The organism is Bacillus cereus group sp. BfR-BA-01382, assembly GCF_022663475.1.
Lineage (GTDB): Bacteria > Bacillota > Bacilli > Bacillales > Bacillaceae_G > Bacillus_A > Bacillus_A thuringiensis_S.
In genome coordinates, this window is the sequence record NZ_JAKUFQ010000266.1 from 1 (window position 1) to 529 (window position 529).

Genomic DNA, 529 nt, shown 5'->3' on the forward strand with positions numbered 1-529 from the left:
GTTTTTGCTGGTGTGGGGTTATGGAAAACCGACATTTTCACTGCCCATGGAACAGAATGGATTATGGTACCAGTCGGAGCTTTTGTAGCACTATTAGTGTCCACTTTATTAAATAAAAGAAGAAGAGATGGTTGGGCTTTCTTTATGACGAGTTTAACAATCATTTTACTAAGTGCGAGTGTATTTATCGGTATGTTCCCACGTGTTATGATTAGCTCTTTAGGAGCAATGAATGATTTGACAATTTACAACGCAGCATCAGGAGCTTATGCATTAAAACTTATGACTTACTTTGCGATTGCTATTTTGCCTTTCGTTATCGGAAGTCAAATATGGAGTTATTATGTATTTAGACAACCTGTTAAGTCAGACAACGATTTGGAGTACTAATGAAAAGAAAAAGAGGACTTCCGTCTTATCCCGGTAGCCGTATTTTATATGTAGCGTTAACGATTATTAGTATTTTAGAAGCTTTTAGTATTATTACGCAAACAATCTTTTTAGCACGAGCTATTACGTTTTTATTTCA

1 protein-coding gene is annotated in these 529 nt (G+C 35.5%); it reads left to right on the forward strand.

The window, feature by feature from the left end; genetic code table 11:
* The coding region (locus MR160_RS33865) for a cytochrome d ubiquinol oxidase subunit II (protein WP_242299229.1) at window positions 1-390 on the forward strand (390 nt) is incomplete at its 5' end.
* Between the last annotated feature and the right edge of the window lie 139 nt (window positions 391-529).